This is a genomic window from Kytococcus sedentarius, assembly GCF_041937525.1.
GTDB classification, from domain to species: Bacteria; Actinomycetota; Actinomycetes; order Actinomycetales; family Dermatophilaceae; genus Kytococcus; species Kytococcus sedentarius_A.
The window spans coordinates 675,860-694,818 of sequence record NZ_CP169391.1 but is presented as its reverse complement, the minus strand read 5'-3'; the positions used below and the strand labels follow the sequence as shown (position 1 = coordinate 694,818).

16 protein-coding genes, 1 tRNA gene and 2 riboswitches are annotated in these 18,959 nt (G+C 73.0%); of the genes, 5 read left to right on the top strand and 12 right to left on the bottom strand.

Translation table 11 applies throughout. The features are described 5' to 3' along the window. Positions 1 to 11: 11 nt before the first annotated feature. Positions 12 to 776 (top strand): histidine phosphatase family protein, encoded by a 765-nt coding sequence (locus tag ACEY2A_RS03195; RefSeq protein WP_374929433.1) that lies wholly within the window; start codon positions 12 to 14, stop codon positions 774 to 776. A 39-nt stretch (positions 777 to 815) separates the two neighbouring features. Here ACEY2A_RS03195 and ACEY2A_RS03190 read toward each other — a convergent pair whose 3' ends face one another. The 10 genes from ACEY2A_RS03190 to fdhD all read right to left on the bottom strand — a co-directional run bounded on the left by ACEY2A_RS03190 (position 816) and on the right by fdhD (position 10,795). Continuing rightward, positions 816 to 2,327 carry a glutamate--cysteine ligase gene (locus ACEY2A_RS03190; RefSeq protein WP_374929432.1) on the bottom strand — a complete coding sequence of 504 codons (1,512 nt, stop codon included), beginning with the start codon at positions 2,325 to 2,327 and terminating at the stop codon, positions 816 to 818. Between the two features lie 112 nt (positions 2,328 to 2,439). Further along, positions 2,440 to 5,397 carry an aminomethyl-transferring glycine dehydrogenase gene (gene gcvP, locus ACEY2A_RS03185; protein ID WP_374929431.1) on the bottom strand — a complete coding sequence of 986 codons (2,958 nt, stop codon included), beginning with the start codon at positions 5,395 to 5,397 and terminating at the stop codon, positions 2,440 to 2,442. 73 nt (positions 5,398 to 5,470) lie between these two features. Next, positions 5,471 to 5,556, bottom strand: a riboswitch (glycine riboswitch). Between the two features lie 51 nt (positions 5,557 to 5,607). Continuing rightward, entirely contained in the window at positions 5,608 to 6,159 is a 552-nt protein-coding gene (locus tag ACEY2A_RS03180; protein WP_374929430.1) for a MerR family transcriptional regulator, read from the bottom strand. Between the two features lie 121 nt (positions 6,160 to 6,280). Next, entirely contained in the window at positions 6,281 to 6,991 is a 711-nt protein-coding gene (locus ACEY2A_RS03175; protein ID WP_374929429.1) for a MerR family transcriptional regulator, read from the bottom strand. Next, positions 6,988 to 7,446 (bottom strand): FHA domain-containing protein, encoded by a 459-nt coding sequence (locus ACEY2A_RS03170; RefSeq protein ID WP_374929428.1) that lies wholly within the window; start codon positions 7,444 to 7,446, stop codon positions 6,988 to 6,990. The genes ACEY2A_RS03175 and ACEY2A_RS03170 overlap by 4 nt, the downstream gene beginning before the upstream one ends. Before the next feature lie 93 nt (positions 7,447 to 7,539). After that, complete coding sequence (gcvH, locus tag ACEY2A_RS03165) at positions 7,540 to 7,929, bottom strand: glycine cleavage system protein GcvH (protein WP_374929427.1); 390 nt, start codon at positions 7,927 to 7,929, stop codon at positions 7,540 to 7,542. A 63-nt stretch (positions 7,930 to 7,992) separates the two neighbouring features. Continuing rightward, positions 7,993 to 8,724, bottom strand: a complete 732-nt coding sequence (locus tag ACEY2A_RS03160) for a DUF881 domain-containing protein (protein ID WP_374929426.1) — start codon at positions 8,722 to 8,724, stop codon at positions 7,993 to 7,995. Further along, positions 8,717 to 9,049, bottom strand: a complete 333-nt coding sequence (locus ACEY2A_RS03155; protein WP_374929425.1) for a small basic family protein — start codon at positions 9,047 to 9,049, stop codon at positions 8,717 to 8,719. Before ACEY2A_RS03155 ends, ACEY2A_RS03160 begins: the two co-directional genes overlap by 8 nt. Further along, complete coding sequence (locus ACEY2A_RS03150; protein ID WP_374929424.1) at positions 9,046 to 9,876, bottom strand: DUF881 domain-containing protein; 831 nt, start codon at positions 9,874 to 9,876, stop codon at positions 9,046 to 9,048. Before ACEY2A_RS03150 ends, ACEY2A_RS03155 begins: the two co-directional genes overlap by 4 nt. Before the next feature lie 55 nt (positions 9,877 to 9,931). Then, positions 9,932 to 10,795: a formate dehydrogenase accessory sulfurtransferase FdhD gene (fdhD, locus tag ACEY2A_RS03145; RefSeq protein ID WP_374929423.1), complete on the bottom strand. Its 864-nt coding sequence runs from the start codon at positions 10,793 to 10,795 to the stop codon at positions 9,932 to 9,934. 66 nt (positions 10,796 to 10,861) lie between these two features. Beyond that, positions 10,862 to 11,067, top strand: a riboswitch (cobalamin riboswitch). 40 nt (positions 11,068 to 11,107) lie between these two features. Here fdhD and ACEY2A_RS03140 point away from each other — a divergent pair. Genes ACEY2A_RS03140 through ACEY2A_RS03130 form a run of 3 tightly spaced genes read left to right on the top strand, consistent with a single transcriptional unit; the run spans position 11,108 to position 14,979 of the window. Next, positions 11,108 to 11,554, top strand: coding sequence for an acyl-CoA thioesterase (locus tag ACEY2A_RS03140; protein WP_374929422.1), 447 nt, complete (start codon positions 11,108 to 11,110; stop codon positions 11,552 to 11,554). 27 nt (positions 11,555 to 11,581) lie between these two features. Beyond that, entirely contained in the window at positions 11,582 to 13,174 is a 1,593-nt protein-coding gene (locus ACEY2A_RS03135) for an ABC transporter transmembrane domain-containing protein (protein ID WP_374929421.1), read from the top strand. Continuing rightward, positions 13,171 to 14,979 carry an ABC transporter ATP-binding protein gene (locus tag ACEY2A_RS03130; protein ID WP_374929420.1) on the top strand — a complete coding sequence of 603 codons (1,809 nt, stop codon included), beginning with the start codon at positions 13,171 to 13,173 and terminating at the stop codon, positions 14,977 to 14,979. Before ACEY2A_RS03135 ends, ACEY2A_RS03130 begins: the two co-directional genes overlap by 4 nt. 9 nt (positions 14,980 to 14,988) lie before the next feature. On the opposite strand, the gene ACEY2A_RS03125 is transcribed toward ACEY2A_RS03130, so the two are convergent. Continuing rightward, entirely contained in the window at positions 14,989 to 17,421 is a 2,433-nt protein-coding gene (locus ACEY2A_RS03125) for a glycoside hydrolase family 3 N-terminal domain-containing protein (RefSeq protein WP_374929419.1), read from the bottom strand. A gap of 85 nt (positions 17,422 to 17,506) precedes the next feature. On the opposite strand from ACEY2A_RS03125, the gene ACEY2A_RS03120 reads away from it, so the two are divergent. Continuing rightward, on the top strand, positions 17,507 to 18,766 hold the full coding sequence (locus ACEY2A_RS03120; protein WP_374929418.1) for an MFS transporter: 1,260 nt from the start codon (positions 17,507 to 17,509) through the stop codon (positions 18,764 to 18,766). Positions 18,767 to 18,856: 90 nt separating this feature from the next. Here ACEY2A_RS03120 and ACEY2A_RS03115 read toward each other — a convergent pair. Continuing rightward, positions 18,857 to 18,933 (bottom strand) — tRNA-Pro (locus ACEY2A_RS03115). Positions 18,934 to 18,959: the final 26 nt, after the last annotated feature.

The window sequence follows — 18,959 nt, the reverse complement described above, 5'->3', positions numbered from 1 at the left end:
GCCTGCCGTACATGTCCCCGCTTCCCCACAGCGCCTCGCCCTCCGCCGCGGGGGTGATGCAGACCACGCCGTCGACCTTCACCCCACCGTTGTCCGGGACGCCCGGCGCGCCCCTGTCGGCTGCGCGCACCGCGGCCGAGCTGCACCGCTTCACCTGCGACGGCCCGGAGCGGATGCGTCCGGTCGAGCCGGGCCCGGGGCGGCTGCTCCTGGTGCGTCACGGGGAGACCCTGTGGTCCCGGGACGGGCGCCACACGGGGCTCACGGACCTCCCCCTGACCGATGCGGGGAGGCGCCGCGCAACGGGGCTGCCCACCCTGCTGGGGGCCCACCGCATCGTCCACGTGCGCAGCTCGCCGCTGCAGCGCGCCGCGGAGACCCTCCACCTCGCCGGTCGCACGCCCGACACCTACGACGCGGACCTCGCCGAGTGGGACTACGGCGCCGAGGAGGGGCGCACCACGGCCGAGGCCCGGCGGGACGGCCGTCCCGGGTGGACGGTCTTCGACGGTGTGCCCCCGGGCGACACCCCCGGGGAGACCGTGGAGATGGTGGCAGCCCGGGCCAGCCGGGTGCTGGGCCGCGTGTGGGGGCACCTGGAACACGGGGACGTGCTGCTCGTGGGCCACGGCCACCACCTGCGCGTGCTGGCGGCGGTGTACCTGCGGCAGACGCCCTACCTGGCCGACAGCCTCGAGTTCGAGGCCGGGAGCCTGTGCGTGCTGGGCCACCACCGGGACACGCCCACCATCCAGCAGTGGAACCGCATGCCCTGAGCCAGGGCGTCGGGCGTGGGCCGGGCGCTCAGGGCCCGCTCAGGCCGGCAGCGGCCACTGGTCCACCGGGGCGTGCGTGGCGTTGTTCTCCCAGTACAGGCGGGTCATCTCGGTGAGCGCTGCATCGCGGTCCATGCCCTGGCCCTCCAGCTGCTCCACCGCCCGGGTCTGCCACACCGCACCGTTGACACCCTTCTCACACCGACGCCGGACGGTGCCCAGGTAGGTGTCGGCGTCCTCGGGCGTGGTCCCGCCGGAGAGCAGACCGGCCCGTGCCAGCGGGATCAGGTGCTCGGTGACCAGCTGGGTGACCGGGACGGGGCCGGTGAACCCGGGCCAGCGCAGCTTCGCGTCCAGGCCGTGCTCGGCCGCCGCGTAGAAGTTTCGCTCGGCCTCGGCGTGGGCGAACCCGACCCAGGCGTGGGGGCTCTGGTCCACCAGGGTGCGCACCAGGCCGTAGTAGAGCGCGCAGTTGGCCAGCGTGTCCGCCGCCGTGGGGCCGGCGGGGAGCACCCGGTTCTCCACGCGCAGGTGGGGTACGCCGTCGACCACGTCGTAGATGCCCCGGTTCCACCTCCACACGGTGCCGTTGTGCAGCAGCAGGCGCGGCAGCTCCGGGGCCTGACCCTTGAGGTTTCCGGGGTGGGCACTGCCCGGCCCGCCCTCGGTGGCCGGCAGCTCGAACAGCTCCGGCAGCAGGGCGGGGTAGGAGCCGATGTTCTCTCGGAACAGGTCTGCCGGAGAGGTGATCCAGTCGCGCCCGAAGATGGCCCGCGAGCGCACGTTCTGGTTGCGCAGCTCCGGGGTGCGCGTGTCGAGCACCTGCTCGAACAGCGGGATGCGGGTCTCGGCCCACAGCCGCTTGCCGAACAGGAACGGGGAGTTGGCCCCCACGGCCACCTGCACCGCGGACACCAGCTGCGCGGCGTTCCAGAAGGTGGCGAAGTTCTCCGGCGACACCTGGCGGTGCATCTGCAGGGAGGTGCAGGCTGCGGCCGGGGCGATGTCCGGCACGTACATCTCGATGCGCTCGCCGGTGGGGCCGGTGATGTCCAGGGTGGCACCCTCCCCGCCGCGCTCGGCGAGGATCGCCTTCTCCAGGGCGGTGTACCTGGCCCCGCGGGAGATCCACTCCCCCTGCAGGTGCTCGGAGCGGAGCGTGGGCAGGATGCCGATGGGAACCATGCGGCAGCCGGCCTCCGCCGCGGCCTCCTCCGCCTCCCGCAGGTGGTCCAGCACCACGTGCTCCAGCGAGGGTGAGGCCCCGGTGGCCACCGGGCGGGGCGAGACGTTCACCTCGATGTTGAACCGGGCGAGCTCGGACTGGAAGTGCTCCCCCAGGTGGTCCAGCACGTCGTCGTTGGACATCGAGGGCTGCATCTCGTGGTCCACGAGGTTGAGTTCCAGCTCCAGCCCGATCTTGGGGAAGGTGGAGTCGAACTCCGCGTGGGCCAGCATCCAGGCGAAGGTCTCCAGCTCCTGGTTCACCTCGCGCCGGAAGCGCATCCGGTCCTCCGCGGAGTACTCCGTCTTCTCGACCTCAGCACCCATGGCCCTGCCCTTTCCGTGATGTCCTGCCCCATCCTCACACGGCGGAGCCGGCCACGCTGCGGGGCGTGACCGGCTCCACGGGGGGGAACACTGCGGCGGGGTGCCGCGGTGCTCAGTCCTCGAACGCCTCCGGCGGCGGGCAGGAGCACACGAGGTTGCGGTCGCCGTACACCCCATCGATGCGGCGCACCGGCGGGAAGTACTTGGTCGCCGGGTTCACGCCCTCGGGGTAGACCGCCTCGGCGCGGGCGAACTCGTAGGGCCACTCCCCCGCCATCGACAGCGCCGTGTACGGCGAGTGACGCAGGATCGAGTCGTCGGCGTTGCCGGCCTTCGCCACCGCATCGATCTCGCCCTTGATGGCGATCATCGCGTCGATGAAGCGGTCCAGCTCGGACAGCGACTCGGACTCGGTGGGCTCCACCATCAGCGTGCCGGCCACCGGGAAGGACATGGTGGGGGCGTGGAAGCCGTAGTCGATGAGGCGCTTGGCCACGTCGTCCACGGTCACGCCGGTCTCCTTGGTGATCTCGCGCAGGTCGAGGATGCACTCGTGGGCCACCAGGTTGTCGTTGCCCGTGTAGAGCACCGGGTAGTGCTCGTTGAGGCGGGCGGCGATGTAGTTGGCCGACAGGATGGCCACCCGGGTGGCGCGCTTCAGACCGGCCGAGCCCATCATGCGGATGTAGGCCCACGGGATGGGCAGGATGCTGGCCGAGCCCCACGGTGCCGCGGCGATCGGTCCCACCCCGGTGCTCGGACCTGCCTGCTCCACCAGCGGGTGGTTGGGCAGGAAGGGCGCCAGGTGCTCGCGCACACCGATGGGGCCGACCCCGGGACCACCACCACCGTGCGGGATGGTGAAGGTCTTGTGCAGGTTCAGGTGGCTGACGTCGGCGCCGAACTTGCCCGGGCGGGCCACGCCGATGAGGGCGTTCAGGTTGGCGCCGTCGACGTACACCTGGCCGCCGGCCTCGTGCACCAGGGCGCACAGGTCGCTGATGGTGTCCTCGAAGACACCGTGCGTGGACGGGTAGGTCACCATGATCGCGGCCAGGTCGTCACCGTGCTTCTCGATCTTGGCGCGCAGGTCGTCCATGTCGACGTCACCGCCGGAGGCGGTCTTCACCACGACCACCTTCATGCCGGCCATCACGGCCGAGGCCGCGTTCGTGCCGTGCGCCGAGGCCGGGATGAGGCAGATGTTGCGGTGACCCTGGTCGTTGGACCGGTGGTAGGCGCGGATGGCCAGCAGGCCGGCCAGCTCACCCTGGGCACCCGAGTTGGGCTGCAGGGAGACCGCGTCGTAACCGGTGATGTCGCAGAGCCACTGCGAGAGCTCGTCCATGAGCGCGCGGATGCCCTCGGAGTGCTCGACCGGGGCGAAGGGATGCAGGGTCGCGAACTCCGGCCAGGTGATCGGCTCCATGGCCGTGGTCGCGTTGAGCTTCATGGTGCACGAGCCCAGCGGGATCATGCCGCGGTCCAGCGCGTAGTCACGCTCGGACAGGGAGCGCAGGTAGCGCAGCATCTGCGTCTCGGAGCGGTGCAGGTGGAAGACCTCCGGCGTGAGGTACTCGCTCGTGCGCTGCAGGTCCTCCGGCCAGGTGAGCTCCAGGGCCGGGCCCAGGCGACCCTCGAGGGTGACCCCGAAGGCATCGGCCACCACCTGCAGGTCCTCGCTCAGGGTGGTCTCGTCCACGCTGACCAGCACGGTGTCGGCGTCCTGCTCCCACAGCAGCACGCCCTGCTCACGGGCGGCCGCCACGACCTCGCCGGCCTTGCCGGGCACGCGCAGGGCCAGGGTGTCGAAGTAGTCCTCGTGGAGCACCTCCACACCACCGGCGGACAGCGAGCTGGCCAGGCGGCGAGCCTTGCCGTGCACGTCCTGGGCGATGGAGCGCAGCCCCTGCGGGCCGTGCCACACGGCGTACATGGAGGCGATGACGGCCAGCAGCACCTGCGCGGTGCAGATGTTGGAGGTCGCCTTCTCACGGCGGATGTGCTGCTCACGGGTCTGCAGGGCAAGGCGGTAGGCCACCTTGTTCTCCGCGTCCACGGACACGCCCACGAGGCGGCCGGGCAGGGTGCGCTCCAGCCCCTCGCGCACGGCCATGAAGCCGGCGTGCGGGCCACCGAAGCCCATCGGCACGCCGAAGCGCTGGGTGGTGCCGACCGCGACGTCGGCACCCCACTCGCCGGGGGGCGTGAGCAGGGTGAGGGCCAGCAGGTCGGCGGCGGCGGTGACCAGCGCACCGGCCTCGTGCGCCGCATCGGCCAGCGCCCGCCAGTCGCGGATGGCGCCGTCGAGGGCCGGGTACTGCACGATCACACCGAAGACGTCCCGGTCACCGGCGGCCTCGCGCAGCGACTCCACCGAGTCCACCCCGGAGAGGTCGGCCACGACCACCGGGATGCCCAGCGGCTCCGCGCGGGTCTGGGTGATCGCGATGGACTGCGGCAGCAGACCGGAGTCCAGCAGCAGCACGGCGCTGTTGTCCTTGGCGCCCACCTTGGCGGTGCGGCGCATGACGGTCATGGCCTCGGCGACGGCGGTGCCCTCGTCCAGCAGGGAGGCGCCGGCGGTGGTCAGGCCGGTGAGCTCGGCGCACATGGTCTGGAAGTTCAGCAGCGCCTCGAGGCGGCCCTGCGAGATCTCGGGCTGGTAGGGCGTGTAGGCCGTGTACCAGGCCGGGTTCTCCAGGATCTTGCGCAGGATCACCGGCGGGGTGTGGGTGCCGTAGTAACCCAGGCCGATCATGGAGCGCGAGACCGTGTTGCGGTCGGCGTAGGCGCGCATCTCGGTGGTGGCGGCCTGCTCGGTGGGGGCCGCGGAGAAGGGCAGCTGCTCGTCACCCTGGATGCCGGAGGGCACCGCCGTGGAGATGATGGCGTCGAGGCTCGGCTGGCCGATCACCTCGAGCATGCGCTCCACGTCCTCCTGGCGGGGGCCGATGTGGCGCGCCACGAAGTCGGGCTCGTGGTGCAGGCCCAGCTCGTCGGTGGCGTCGAAGACCGGCGCCTCCGTGGCCTCGTGGGCGGGGGTGGGTGTGGTGCCGTCGGGAACCAAGGGTCCTCCTCGCGTCGTTGCGTGGGTCGGAGTTCACTCCCCCTCTGTGGGCACAGGGGCCGGCCAGAGTTGCCTCGTCCGCGGAGTCCGTGCGCCTGAGAGATTCCGGGGAGGTTGCTCCTTCGGCGTCCCGTAGCGGGACTCTCCCCCGCAGGGTCGACAGCACCAGCGAGTGTACGACGTGCGACCCCGCAGGGGAACGATCTGGGCTCAGGCGCCGCGGCGGGAGCGGCGAGCGGCGAGCTCGTCGACCACGGCGTCCTTGCCGTCCACCCCGGGCAGCTCCCCCAGGCTCCCCTCGACCTCACGCCAGACGCTGGAGATCGCGATGCCGAAGACCCCCTGCCCCCCGCGGACCAGGTCGATCACCTCATCGTCACTGGTGCACTCGTACACCGAGGCACCGTCGGACATCAGGGTCAACGAGGCCAGGTCGTCCGCGCCCCGGTCGGCCACGGCGTCCACGGCCACGCGGATCTGCTGCAGGGAGACCCCCGTGTCCAGCAGGCGCTTGATGATCTTCAGGACCACGATGTCGCGGAACGAGTACAGGCGCTGGGTACCCGAGCCACTGGCGCCCCGCACGCTGGGCCTCAGCAGCCCGGTGCGCGCCCAGTAGTCCAGCTGCCGGTAGGTGACCCCCGCCGCGGCACAGGCCTGCGGGCCGCGGTAGCCCAGCGCGTCGCGGGCAGCGGCGGCAGGGTCCTCGAACAGGGTCTCCTGCTCTCCCTGGGGGCCCTGTGCAGGCGGAGTGGTGGTCACGAGGACGACGGTACTGCCCCACCCCCGGGGAGGCAACGCCGCCACGCCGGACCGTCACGGCGGCCACAGGCGCCTCATCCTCAGGTCGAGGGTGAGGCCCGGGAGGCGCTCGCCGGGCGGCTCAGCCGAGCTCTGCCCGCACCAGGGCCACGTGCAGCGACAGGCACGCGGCCGCGAGCTGTGCCCGCATCTCGTCCCGCTGCTCCGGGGCCGGACGGAAGGCGGTGAGCGTCTGCTGCACCAGCGCGGCCTCACGGTCCGCGGCCAGGCGGAACATGCGCAGGTGGCGCGGCTCCAGGCCGAAGCTCGCGAACGTGCCCACGGCCCGGGCGATCTCCACGTCCAGCGCCGTGTACCAGCCGTCCTTGTCTGCTTGGACCAACCCGAACGAGGCCATGTCCTGCAGCTGTTCGGCGGTGACCTCGGCGTTGCGGCAGAGCTCGGCGCGGCTGACCCGCACGCTCCCCTCCCCGGCAGCGAAGGACCCCGCATCGACGGGTGCCCCGCCGGCTGCCCGGAGCGCCCCCTGCGGGGGTGGCGCCGGACGGCCCGGTGCAGGGGCGTCCAGGTCCACCTCCAGGCCCCGGTCCATCTGGTCCAGGGCGTCGGCGATCACCTTCAGCGGCCAGAAGCGGTCCCGCTGCGAGGTCAGGACGAAGCGCAGCCGCTCCACCTGGTGGTCGGAGAAGAGCCGGTACCCCGAGGCAGTGCGTTCGGGCGTGATCAGGCCCTTGCCCTCCAGGAAGCGCACCTTCGAGATGGTCAGGTCCGGGAAGTCCCCCGAGAGCTCCCGGACCACCTGCCCGATGGTGTGGCGCCCCTCCGCGGTCATGCGTCCAGGGAGGTCGCGGGGTGGAAGGTCAGCCGGAACTTGCCGATCTGCACCACGTCCCCCTCGGCCAGGTCCGCGGACTCCACGGGCTCGCCGTTGACGTAGGTCCCGTTGGTGGAGCGCGTGTCGACCACCCGGAACGAACCCTCGGGGGTCGCCTCGAAGCGGGCGTGGTGCCGGGAGACGGTCACGTCGTCCAGCAGGATGTCGGCGTCGGGCGCACGCCCCACGCTCGACTGCTCCTCATCGAGGAGGTACCGGGCGCCAGCGGAGGCGCCACTGGGGATCAGGAGCAGGGCGGTGCCGGGGCGCAGCGCCGCGATCATCTCCGCGTCCACGTCGGACATCACGCCGGGGGGGCGGGTGAGTCCTCCCGTCGGCGCGCCGGCGGCCACCTCGATGCGGGCGGTCGCAGCGTCGGGCAGGTGCGGAGTCTCCCCCGGGTTGGAGGTCATGCGCCTGATCCTTTCAGAGGAGGGACGACGGTCGGATGAGGGGCGACGGGTGCCGGGCCCTGCGGCCCGACACCCGTCGAGGGTGGGTCGACCTCAGTCGAGCGTGGCGGCGTAGGCCTCGGCGTCGATGAGCTCCTCGACCTCGCTGGCCTCGCTCACCTTGATCTCGAACATCCAGCCCTCGCCGTAGGGGTCGGTGTTCACGGCCTCCGGGGTGGCGTCCAGGGCCTCGTTCACGGCGGTGATCTCACCGGTCAGCGGGGAGTACACGTCGCTGACGGACTTGGTGGACTCGACCTCGCCGGCGGCGTCGTCGCGGGAGAAGGTGTCCCCCACGGCGGGCAGGGTCACGAACACGACGTCACCCAGGGCGTCCTGGGCGTAGGCCGTGATCCCGACCCGGTAGACGCCGTCGCCGGCCTCACGGAGCCACTCGTGCTTGTCCGTGTAGAGCAGGTCCTGGGGGTATTCCATGTCGCTCATCGCACTCCTTCGGGTGATGGTTGCCGCAATCCTAGTCGGGTGGTCCTCCCGGGCGCGGGAGACTCACCCGTCGAGCGGGACGGTGGACTCGATGCGGACGTCGTCCAGCACCAGCACCCGCACCGTCGAGCCCTCCTGCTGGGCCGATTCCACCACGCCGCCGGGGATCTCCATGGCGGTCGCCATCGTCTGGGCCGGTCCGATCGCCTCGATGCGGTAGGGCGGCTCCAACGGCTCGCCGTCCATGACCACGCGCCCCTCGGTGTCGTCGACGAACCACGTGGAGGCCACCACCCGCCGATCGTTCACCTCGAGCACCTCGGCACCGGCATCACGGAGCTCCTGCACCGCATCGAGGAGGGCCGGGGCACCGAGCTCCCCCGCCACCGGGATGGTCATGTGGATGCCCTCGCCGGAGGCGGGCACGACGCCGGCGAGGATGCCGAGCTCCTGCGCCCTCGCGCGGGCCTGCCGCTCCGCCTCGGAGCTGTCCTGGCCGGCGGCGAGCGCCGCCTTCTGCTGCAGCAGCACCCGGCGCTGGTCGTCCAGCTCGTCGTCGTGCTGCTCCACGTCGTGCAGGAGCTCCACCAGCTCGGCCTCGGTGAGCTCACGCACGGTGTCCCGGGAACGGTCGAGGCTGCTGGTGGACAGGGCGAAACCGAGGGCGCCCAGGAGCACGGCCACGGTGAGGCTGCCCGGGCCCGTCAGCGCCCGCCAGCCGCGGCGACGATCGGGACGCGGCGCCGGTGTGCGGGGCCTCCCGGAGCGGGGCGCTTCCTGCTGCGGGTCAGGCATGGAACAGGTGCCTCCGGATTCCGGCGACGTTGCTGAAGATGCGCAGCCCCAGCACCACCACCACCCCGGTGGTCAGCTGGGCGCCGACCCCCAGCTGGTCCCCGATCCACACGATGAAGGCAGCGACCACCACGTTGGACAGGAAGGAGACCACGAACACCTTCTCCGAGAAGATGCCCTCCAGCGCCGCGCGGGCGCCGCCGAACACCGCATCGAGGGCGGCGATCACGGCGATGGGCAGGTAGGGCTCCAGCCAGAGGGGAACGTCCGGCTGCAACCAGACCCCCAGCACGATGCCGAGGACGAGTCCGAGGATGGGGATCATGGGGCCTCCACGGTGATCGGGCGGGCGTGGTGCAGGGTCAGGGTCGGGTCCGGTGCCAGCACGATGCCGGAGGCCCGGTCCAGGCGGGCCTGGATGCCGAAGTCGTCGCGCAGCACCGAGAGCTGGGTGTCGCCCCCGAGCTCGTCGAACCGCGCCGGCAGGTCCTCCGGGCCGATGGCCTCGATGGTGTAGGGCCGGTCCAGGGCGCGGAAGTCCACCACCAGCGCCTTGCCGGCGAAGCGGATGCCCGCGGTGGCGCTGAGGCGGTGACCGTTGATGGCGACGTCCTCGGCCCCGGCGGTCCACAGCAGGTTCACCAGCCGCTGCAGGTCGGCGGCGATGACGCGCTGCGCGGGGTCCTCCACGGCCGGGTCGTCGAGTCGGATGCGCAGCCCGTCGCCGCTCACCTCCGTGGCCGCGGCCGCGGAGGCGTGGGCCTGGTAGGTCTCGGCCAGGTCGTCCCGGCCCCCGCTGGTCAGCGCACGCCGCTGCTCCTCCTCCACCGCCCGCTGTTCGCGCGCGAGGGCATCGGACTGCTCCCGCTGCAGCTGCTGCCGCTCCGAGAGACGTTGGGCGAGCTCGGCGCGGGGGGAGGACACCGCATCGGGCGCTCGCAGGGTCTGGTAGCCCACCACGACGACCACGCCGATGAGCACGGTGGTCAGCAACATCGCCAGGCGGGAGGCGAGGCGCGCCCGCGGCGTCGGACGAGGGGCCCCGGGGCGCGACCGCCGTGCGTGCTCGGCCTCGTAGGCCGGTTCCAGCGGCTGGGCCAGGAGCTGCTCGATGAGGTTGGCCGGACCCTGGCGCGCGGGCTGCCGGTCCATGCCACTCCCTTCCCGGACCCGGCTGTCAGGTTCCGTGCCGTGCCGCCGGATCCTACTACCCGGCAGCCGGTTCACCGGCCCCGACGACCCGCTCGGGGTGGGTGTAGACGTTCATGGTCCGGCCCCGCACGAAGCCCACCAACGTGAGCCCGGAGGAGTCCGCGAGCTCCACCGCCAGCGACGAGGGCGCGGAGACGGCGGTGAGCACCGGGATGCCGGCCATGACCGCCTTCTGCACCAGCTCGAAGCTGGCCCGCCCGGAGACCTGCAGCACCAGGCCGGTCGCGGGCAGCCGGTCGTGCTGGGCGGCCCAGCCCACCACCTTGTCCACGGCGTTGTGGCGCCCCACGTCCTCCCGCACCACCAGCGCCTCGCCAGTGGCCGGATCGAACAGGCCCGCGGCGTGCAGACCGCCGGTGCGCTCGAAGACCTCCTGCGCGGCACGCAGGCTCTCGGGGAACCCGGCGATGCGCTCGGGGGTGAGGTTCACCGCATCGGCGTGGAGGTCGTGCGCGGAGACGGTGTGCACGGCATCGATGCTGGCCTTGCCGCAGACTCCGCAGCTGCTGGTGGTGTAGAAGTTCCGCTCGGCCGAGGCGGGCAGGGGCGGCACGTGGTCGGCGAGCGCCAGGTCGAGCACGTTGTAGGTGTTGGGCTGGCCGGTGCCGGGGCTGGTGCCGGGGCCACCGCAGTGGATGGCGGCGCGGAGGTCGCTCCCGGCGCGGATGATGCCCTCGGAGACCAGGAAGCCGGTGGCGAGCTCCACGTCGTGGCCGGGGGTGCGCATGGTGACCGCCAGGGGCCGGCCGGCGATGCGGATCTCCAGCGGCTCCTCCGCGGCGAGGGTGTCCACCACACGCCGGGGCGGCTCGTCGCCGCGGATGCGCCGGATCGGCCGGCGGACGGTGATGCGTCCCATCGGGTCAGCGTCTCACGGGCGCGGTGCGGGCCGGCCACTGCGCCCGCGGTGGCCGCTGGCGGTCAGTACACTCGCCGGCGTCGAGGTCCACCCCCACCGGGTGGCGAAGAGGGAAGTCGGGCGACGCCAGCAGGTGTCCAGCCGACGCTGTCCCCGCAACTGTGTGCGACGAGGCGCCTCCCGCCGAACGACCACTGGCCGCGTGCCGGGAAGGTCAGGGAGCCGCCGACGACTCGCGAGCCAGGAGACCTGCCTCGGCCGCAGCCGATTCGCCCGGCGGGGTCACCGGGCCAGAAGAGAAACGGGGCTTGCATGCCTACGCACACCTCCGGGGCGGTCGCTGATCGCACCCACCACCCCCTGTCCGTGGACGTCGCCGGTGACCAGCCGCCCGGCCAGGCGCCCACCATCCGTGTCACCGCGATGCCCGGTGACGCCAACATGTACGGCGACATCTTCGGCGGCTGGCTCATGGCGCAGATGGACCTGGCCGCCTCCTCCGTGGCCTCCCGGCGCTCGCGCGGGCGAGCGGCGACGGTTGCCGTGCAGAGCATGTCCTTCCACCGGCCCGTGACCGTCGGGTCCGAGGTCTCGGTGTACGCCGAGCTGGTCCGCGAGGGCCGGACCTCCCTGCAGGTGACCGTGCAGGCCTGGTCGCGCGACCGGCACGCCGAGGCCGAGCACCTCATCACTCGTGGGGAGTTCACCTTCGTGGCCACCGACGACGAGGGAAGCCCCCGCCCGCTGCCGCCCGCCTGAGGCGGCGCGCGGGTAGCATCCCCGCCCATGACCTCCCCCGCCGCCCCGAGGTCTGGTGGGGTGCAGGAGGGAGCACGCGTTCCCGGGCCGCAGGTCCGTCCCTCGCTGATCCCCCCGGTGGACGCCCGGTGGTGGACCCTGAAGGTCGCCCTCTCGCAGCGCCCCTGGAGCCTGGTGGCCTCGGGGGCCATGGCGGTCGCCTTCGTCTGCAACGGCCTCACCCCGGTGGTCGTGGGCCGCGCGGTGGACGATGCGGTGGCCCCCGGCACATGGGATGCCCTGGTCCGGTGGGTGCTGGTCCTGGCTGGGCTGTTCCTGGTGGCGATCGCAGCCAACTGGACGGCCCGTTTCCTGATGATCCGCAGCCAGCAGCTGGTGAGCCACGACCTGCGGACCCTGGTGACCGACCGCATCGGTGATCCGCGCGGGTTCGCCGGCCGCGACCGGACCGCCGGCGGCCTGCTGTCGGTGGCCTCGTCCGACACCACCCGCGTGGGCGAGGTGGTGATGATGACGGTGATGCCGGTGGCGGAGGCCGCCGCCATCACCTACGGCGCGGCGATGATGTTCACCATCAACCCGTGGCTGAGCCTGGCCACCCTGGTGGGCGGGCCGCTGCTGGTGGTGGTGGCGCTGTGGGTGGCCCGGCCGCTGCAGCGCCGGTCGGTGGCCCGGCAGGAGGCCGTCGCCGACGCGGCGGCCACGGCGGCGGACGTGGTGCAGGGGCTGCGCATCCTCAAGGGGCTGGGGGCCATCGTCACCGTGCGCGGTCGCTACGACGAGGTGTCCGGCCTCGCCTACCGCCGCACGGTGCACGCCAACGCGGCGCAGGCCCAGCTGAACGGCGCCACCGAGGCGGCCGGCGCCCTGTTCGTGACGAGCCTGGGGTTGGCCGCGGGCTGGCTGGCCCTGCAGGGGCGCATCACCGTCGGCGAGCTGATCACGGTGGTGGGCCTGACCCAGTTCCTCGTCACCCCGATGACGATGTTCGGTCGCAATCTCGCGTCCCGGTGGGCGTCGGCCGGGGCGTCCGGCCAACGCATCCGGGAGGTGCTCTCGGCCGACTTCGAGCGTCCCAGCCCGCTCGACGATGCGGTGGCGCGCGCCGTGATCTCCGGGCTGCCCCGCGGCCTGACCGTTGTCGGCGGGACGGTGGGGCACGACACCCTGGCCCGGCTGGAGGCGCTCCCCCGCACCCGGGTGGTCGTGGCGCCCCACGCGGCCGACCTGTTCGACGGCACCGTGGCCGACAACGTCCACCCCGACCCCGAGCGCGCTGCGGCCGCGCTGGAGGCGGCCTGCTGCGCCGACATCCCCGGAGGTGGCGACAAGCGGGTCGGTGAGAACGGGCGGATGCTGTCCGGCGGCCAGCGGCAGCGGGTCGCCCTGGCCCGGGCGCTGGCCGCCGCACCCGAGGTGCTGGTTCTGCAGGACCCGACCACCGCCGTCGACTCGGTGACCGAGCACGCCATCGCCCAGAACATCGCGACGATGCGGGGGCAGCTGGCCACCGTGGTGGTCACCGAGTCCCCCGCCTGGCGGGGCCTGGCGGACATGCGCTGGGAGGCCGGTGAGCTGGCGACGCTGCTGGAGTCACCGCATCGGGACGTGGCCCCGTGAGCGCCCCGGTGGCGGCGCCCGGCGCCCCGACGGGACCACCGGACACCGGTATGCGCTTCCCGGTGGCCACCCTCGGGCAGGTGCGGCGCGAGGTGGCGCAGCTGGTGGACCGCATGCCGCGCGCCCGCGCCACCCTGCTGCTGGCCGTCGTGCTGCTGGGGCTCGGGGCCTACGCCGCGGTGCTGGTGCCGCAGGTCATGGGCCGCATCGTCGACCTCGTGGCGGGCGACTCCCAGCTGGCCCTGTGGCAGCTCGGCCTGTGGCTGGTCACCGCCGCCGTGGCGGGTGCGGCCCTGAGCGCGTGCGGCTTCTACCTGCTCGCGCAGGTGTTCGAGCGGTTCATCGCCACGCTGCGCCAGGACATGGTCGGCACGGCCCTCGGGCTGCCGACGCACCGCGTGGAGGACGCCGGCAGCGGGGACCTGGTGAGCCGGTCCACCGACGACGTGGCCGAGCTGTCCACCGCGGTCACCGAGACGGTGCCCACGCTCTCCACGTCGGTGTTCACGGTGGCGGCCACGGTGGTGGCGCTCACCACCGTGGACTGGCGCTTCCTCACCGTGCCGCTGCTGGTGGGCCCGCTGTACGTGGTGGCGGCACGGCAGTACCTCCGGCGCGCCCCGGGGCGCTACGCGCAGGAGCGCGGAGCGATGGCGGAGCGGGCACGCCGGGTGCTGGAGGCGATCCGCGGCCGGGCCACGGTGCGGGCCTTCTCGATGGAGGACCAGGTGCGCTCCGGCATCGGGGCGGCCTCCTGGTCGGTGGTCGTGACGGCCGTGCGGGCGCGCACCACGATGCTCCTGCTGAATGTGTGGGTGCTCGTGGCCGAGTTCCTGATGCTGGCGATCACCCTGTACGTGGGGTACCGCCTGGTGGAGGCCGATGAGGTGACGGTGGGTGCCGTGACCGGCGCGGTGCTGATGATCATCCGCTTGCGTGGGCCGCTGAACCAGTTCATGCGCGTGCTGGACGTGGTCCAGTCGGGCTACGCCTCGCTCGCCCGCATCGTGGGCGTCGTGGTGGACCCACCGGTGGCCGTGCCCGACAGCGGCGTGGCCGCGCCACAGGGGCGGGTGGAGCTGCGCGGTGTGGGCTTCTCCTACGGCGGCGGATGGGCGGTCCGTGACGTGGACCTGACGATCCGCCCCCGGGAGACGGTCGCCCTGGTGGGGGCCTCCGGTGCGGGCAAGACGACGGTGGCCGCCCTGCTCGCAGGGCTGCGGGTGCCCGACGTCGGCGAGGTGCTGGTGGACGGGTTCCCGGTGGCCGAGCTCTCCGACGCCGAGCGCATCGCGCGGCTGGCGAGCGTGAGCCAGGAGGTGCACGTCTTCTCCGGCACGCTGCGCCAGGACCTGACCCTTGCCCGGCCCGGGGCCACCGACGAGGAGCTGCTGCGCGCGCTGGACCGGGTGCGGGCACGGACGTGGTTCGAGCGGTTGCCGCTGGGTCTGGACACGGTGGTCGGGGCGCGCGGGCTCACCGTCGACCCGGTGGCGGCACAGCAGCTGGCGCTCGCGCGGGTGCTGCTGCTGGACCCCGCCATCGTGATCATGGACGAGGCCACCGCCGAGGCCGGGTCCGCGGGGGCGGAGGCCCTGGAGGAGGCCGCCGAGGAGGTGTCGCGGGGTCGCTCCGCCCTGGTGGTGGCACACCGGTTGGACCAGGCCTCCCGCGCCGACCGCATCGTGGTCATGGACGCCGGCCGGGTGGTGGAGGAGGGAACCCACGACCAGCTGCTGGCCCGGGGTGGGTTCTACGCGCGGATGTGGGCGGCCTGGAGCCACGGGCGCGACACCCCGCGCTGAGGGGATGCCTCAGCGGGCACGCGCGGCCGCATCGAAGGCCCTGCGGGCACACCGCTCACGGAGGCCGCCGCGGACGAGCGCCACGACGAGGCCTCCGATCCCGCGCAGGGGGCGGCCGTTCACGATCGTCAGCACGGCCGCCGTGGCCTCGGTCGGCACGGTGCCGCCGGTCATGGTGTGCAGGGTGCGGAAGGGGCCGTGGAACACGTGCCCCACCTCCAGGGCGTGACGCCCGGTCGCCTCGGCGCGGCGCATGCTCCAGTCCAGGAGGTCGAACAGGCGCCTGCCGAACCAGCTGGGTGCCTGGCGCAGCTGGTGCAGCGGGGTGTTCTCGGTCAGCGGCGGCACGTCCCAGGCGGACGGCGGGAGGGGCCGCCCGAGCAGCGCGGCGAAGGCGGCGGCGGGGATCTCGCGGCCGTCTCCCCGCCGGTAGGGGGCGAGGGCGGGGTCCAGGGAGCCTTCGGGGACGGTGCCCGCCACGGTGAGATCCGCTCGCAGCGGCAGGTGCATGCTGTGGGGGCCGACGTGGACCCGGTACTGCCCGGCCTCCACCTGCCAGTCGTGGGTGCGGACGTCGAAGAAGCGGAAGGTGCGCTGGCCGAACGGGATCGTGACCACCTGCTCCTCGCCGGGGTCCAGCCACAGCTTCTCGAAGCCCTTGAGCTCCAGGGCCGGGCGCACCACGGCGCTGGGACCGGTGCGCTGGACGTAGAGCTGGGCGACCTCGGCCCCGCGACGCTCCCCGGTGTTGCGCACGGTGAAGCACGCTCCGGTATCGGTCACCACCAGCCCCTCGTACCCGAAGGTGGTGTAGCCCAGGCCGAAGCCGAAGGGAAAGGCCGGCTCGATGCCCGCGCTGGCGTGGTGGCGGTAGCGCACCAAGGGCCCCTCGCGGTACTCGGCCGTCGGTCCGGGGGCCGGGAAGCGGGTGGCGGTCGCGTCGTCGGCGAGGACCCGCGGGTGGGTCTCGGCCAACCGCCCGCCGGGCTCGACCACGCCGGTGAGGACGTCCCAGAGTCCCTCGGCGCCGGCCTGTCCGCCGAGGTGGCCGTGGAGCAGGGCGGCCGTCCGCCCCAGCCACGGCGTCTCCACCGGACCGCCGCCGGCGATGACCGCCACGACCGGCACGCCGGTGTCGGCTGCGGCGGCGAGCGCGTCGAGCTGCCCCTGCGGGAGGCGCAGGTGGGGGCGGTCGCGCCCCTCGGACTCGTCGGCCTCGGGGACAGCCAGGGCGAGGACGATGACCTCGGCCCCGTGCGCCGCATCGGCGATCTCGGCGAGCAGCTCCGGTGCCGTGGTCCCGTCCCGTCGGTACCCCGCCGCGTAGCCGATGAGGTCGACCGCCGGGGTAGGCACGTCGCCCAGGAGCGTGGTGAGCCGGGTGGGGGTGACCAGGGAGGAGCCGGCGCCCTGGTAGCGGGGGGTCCGGGCGAAGTCCCCGACCAGGGCGACCCGCGTTCCGGCGGCCAGCGGCAGCACGCCGTCGACGTTGCGGAGGAGCACCGCCCCGGCAGCGGCGGCTCGGCGCGCCAGCACGTGGTGGGCCTCCGCATCGACGACGGGACGATCACTGCGCGCGGTGGTGCGCTGCACCAGCTGCAGGATCTCGCCCACGCGAGCATCCACATCGGACTCGGCCAGCGCCCCGGACTCGACCGCCTCGGTCACGGCGCGCGCGGCCACGAACCCCGGTGAGGGCATCTGCAGGGTGCCGCCGGCGGCCACGGAGGCGACCGGGTCGTTGACGCCGCCCCAGTCGGAGACGACGGCCCCGTCGAAGCCCCACTCGTCGCGCAGGATGTCGGCGAGCAGCTGCCGGTGCTCGTGCGTGTAGGTGCCGTTGAGCCGGTTGTAGGAGGACATGAGCGCCCACGGCCCCGCCTCGCGGACGACGATCTCGAAGGCGGTGAGGTAGATCTCCCGCAGGGTCCGTTCGTCGATGACCGAGTCCGAGACCAGCCGGTCCAGCTCCTGGCTGTTGCCGGCGAAGTGCTTGGGGGTGGCCGCCACCCCCTCGGACTGCACCCCGCGGACGTACGCCGCGGCGAGCCGGCCGGAGAGCTCGGGGTCCTCGGAGAGGTACTCGAAGTTCCGCCCCCCGAGCGGGCTGCGCTTGATGTTCAGGCCGGGGCCCAGGAGCACCTGCACGCCGTGCTCGATGGCCTCCCTCCCCAGGGCCGCCCCCACCTCGGTGAGCAGGGACTCGTCCCAGCTGTTGGCGAGCGTCGCCGCCGTCGGGAAGCACACGGCCTGCTCGCTCTGGCCGATGCCGAGGTGGTCGGCATCGCCCGCCTGCTTGCGCAGGCCGTGCGGTCCGTCGCTGGTCCAGACCGACGGGATGCCCAGGCGCCCGATGGTGCGGGTCTGCCACACGTTGGCCCCGGACAGCAGGGCGGCCTTCACCCCCAGTGACAGGGCGGTCAGGGACGGGTGGTCACTCACCTCTCCACTGTCCCACGCACCCTCCCGACTGCCTCCTACACTGCCTCCGGGTGGTCCGCTGCACCGTCGGAAGGAGCATGACCTCATGGCCGAGCCACTCGAGGCACGCGGCGCGCTGCCCCCCAGCTCTCCGGGACGCGGGTGGATCGCCGCCCTGGTGATGGCGACCGTCGGCGTCGCGATCGGCTGGTACGGCCCCCTGCAGATCCTGCTCCCCACACAGGTGGAGCACATCGCGGGCACCGGCAAGGAGTCCGTGCTCGCCCTGGTCACCGGGTCGGGTGCGGCCGCCGCCATGATCGCCAACCCGGCATGGGGTGCGCTGTCCGACCGGCTCCGCGCCCGCGGCCACTCCCGCCTCCCCGTGCTGGTCGCCGGGGTGCTGCTCGCCATCGCGGGTCTGATGATCTTGCCCTTCGCGCACACGCCGGCGCTCGTCACGATGGGGTGGCTCATCGCGCAGACCGGCCTCAACGGGCCCTTCGCCGTGCTCACCGCCCTGATCGCCGACCGGGTGCCCGACGCGCGGCGCGGACTGGTGGGCTCCCTGTTCGGTGTCGCCCAGCTCGTCGGCACCGTCGTGGGCACCGCCGTGGCCGTGGTCATCGGTGAGGTCTTCCTGGGCTACCTGGCCGTCGCTGTCGCCGTGCCCCTGCTGATCGCGCCCTTCGTGGTGCTGGACCGGCGCCTGCCGGCGGACGTGCCGACGGACCAGGCCAGCGACCAGCCGATGCGGGCGGGCGAGCGCCGCCTCCAGCTGCGGTCCGTCCGCATCGACCGGGTGTTCGTCGCGGCCTTTTCGCTGCGCTTCCTGCTCAACCTGGTGAGCGCCATCGGGCTGCTCTACCTGCTGTACTTCCTCACCGACCGGGCCCGGGTGGACGAACCCGCCACCTGGGTTCTCGTGCTGACCGTCGCCTACGTGGCCGTGGCCGGCACGGCCGCTGCCCTGGCGGGCCCCCTGTCCGACCGCATCGGGCGGCGCACGCCCCTGGCCGCCGGCGCGTGCCTCGTGCTCGCCGTGGGCGCGGTGACCCTGGCCTTTGCCGGCACCATGCCCCTCATCGTCACCGCCGTGCTCCTGCTCGGTGTGGGCTACGGCCTCTTCCTCGGTGTGGACGTCGCCATCATCACCAACGCGCTGCCGGACCCACGCACCCGCGCGACGCTGCTGGGTGTCGCCAGCATCGGCAGCACACTGCCGCAGGTGCTGGCCCCGGTCATCGCGGCGCCCACCGTCACCAGCATCGGCGGGTACCCCCTGCTCTACCTGGTGACCGCAGCCATCGCGCTGCTGGCGCTCGCCACGCTGCCGACGCTGCGGCGCCGGGTGCGCGCGGTCTGAGTGGGGTCCCCGCGAACGGATGGGCCCCCAGACACGACGAAACCCCCGAACCCGCAGGTTCGGGGGTTTCAGATGTCCTGGGACATCACATGGTCGGGCTGACAGGATTTGAACCTGCGACCCCTTGACCCCCAGTCAAGTGCGCTACCAAACTGCGCCACAGCCCGATCGCCCCGCATGCGGAGCGAAGAGA

What these genes read in the sequence shown, in the direction of transcription:
- ACEY2A_RS03120 (WP_374929418.1), top strand. Translation starts at nt 17,507, where the DNA reads ATGGCCGAGCCACTCGAGGCACGCGGCGCGCTGCCCCCCAGCTCTCCG.
- ACEY2A_RS03155 (WP_374929425.1), bottom strand. Translation starts at nt 9,049, where the DNA reads ATGATCCCCATCCTCGGACTCGTCCTCGGCATCGTGCTGGGGGTCTGG.
- ACEY2A_RS03195 (WP_374929433.1), top strand. Translation starts at nt 12, where the DNA reads ATGTCCCCGCTTCCCCACAGCGCCTCGCCCTCCGCCGCGGGGGTGATG.
- fdhD (WP_374929423.1), bottom strand. Translation starts at nt 10,795, where the DNA reads ATGGGACGCATCACCGTCCGCCGGCCGATCCGGCGCATCCGCGGCGAC.
- ACEY2A_RS03160 (WP_374929426.1), bottom strand. Translation starts at nt 8,724, where the DNA reads ATGCCTGACCCGCAGCAGGAAGCGCCCCGCTCCGGGAGGCCCCGCACA.
- ACEY2A_RS03175 (WP_374929429.1), bottom strand. Translation starts at nt 6,991, where the DNA reads ATGACCGCGGAGGGGCGCCACACCATCGGGCAGGTGGTCCGGGAGCTC.
- ACEY2A_RS03190 (WP_374929432.1), bottom strand. Translation starts at nt 2,327, where the DNA reads ATGGGTGCTGAGGTCGAGAAGACGGAGTACTCCGCGGAGGACCGGATG.
- ACEY2A_RS03135 (WP_374929421.1), top strand. Translation starts at nt 11,582, where the DNA reads ATGACCTCCCCCGCCGCCCCGAGGTCTGGTGGGGTGCAGGAGGGAGCA.
- ACEY2A_RS03140 (WP_374929422.1), top strand. Translation starts at nt 11,108, where the DNA reads ATGCCTACGCACACCTCCGGGGCGGTCGCTGATCGCACCCACCACCCC.
- ACEY2A_RS03150 (WP_374929424.1), bottom strand. Translation starts at nt 9,876, where the DNA reads ATGGACCGGCAGCCCGCGCGCCAGGGTCCGGCCAACCTCATCGAGCAG.
- ACEY2A_RS03170 (WP_374929428.1), bottom strand. Translation starts at nt 7,446, where the DNA reads ATGACCTCCAACCCGGGGGAGACTCCGCACCTGCCCGACGCTGCGACC.
- gcvH (WP_374929427.1), bottom strand. Translation starts at nt 7,929, where the DNA reads ATGAGCGACATGGAATACCCCCAGGACCTGCTCTACACGGACAAGCAC.